The sequence below is a fragment of the Paraburkholderia sp. Ac-20336 genome (genome assembly GCF_017105025.1).
GTDB lineage: Bacteria > Pseudomonadota > Gammaproteobacteria > Burkholderiales > Burkholderiaceae > Paraburkholderia.
The window spans coordinates 1-648 of record NZ_JAAGPS010000319.1 but is presented as its reverse complement, the minus strand read 5'-3'; the positions used below and the strand labels follow the sequence as shown (position 1 = coordinate 648).

At 73.8% G+C, this 648-nt stretch carries 1 pseudogene; it reads right to left on the bottom strand.

Annotation, left to right across the window (positions count from 1 at the left end):
- Positions 1 to 215: 215 nt before the first annotated feature.
- Positions 216 to 648 (bottom strand): annotated as a pseudogene (locus GXB81_RS31235) (DUF3348 family protein); the annotation flags it as partial.

The window sequence follows — 648 nt, the reverse complement described above, 5'->3', positions numbered from 1 at the left end:
GCGCTTGAGGCTGAGGCCGCGGCCGCGGCTTTTGCCTGGGCGGTGGTGGCGGCGCGGGCCGTGGCCTCAGCCTCAAGCGCTTCGGCCGGCGTGGGATCGGCGCCGGCTTGCATCTGTGCCGGGCTCTGCCGTGCGGCGCTGGCATCGCCTTCGGCATCGGCTGCGGTATCGGCTTCGGCCAGCTTTTGCCGCGCGGCATCCGCTTCGGCTGCGGTTTCGGTTGCAGCTTCAGCTTCGGCCTGCCGCTGAAGCGCGGCCTCGCGCAAACGCTCGAAGTGCCCGCCGAGCAATCCCGGCACCGCCGCCAGCACGGTCCGCTCGCGCTCGCCCAGCGCGCGCCCCATCACCGCATCCACGACCGCGAGGCGCGCGAACGCCGGCGTACGGCGGGCGGGCAGCGCGCGCAGACGGCTGCGCAACGCGCCGATCGCCGTCTCCATCGACTGCTGGAGCGCGAGATAGCGCTGACGAAACACCGCGTAGTCGGCTTGCGGGTCGGCACCGCCGCGTTGCGCCGGTAGCTGTGCCGACATCTGTGCCGACATCCGCGTCGAACCATGCGCCGATCCGTGAGCCGGTGCCGACGCCCGCGCCGGTGCGTGCCGCCGCGCGGGCGCAAGCACGCTATCGCCGGCGATGGCGCTCGCG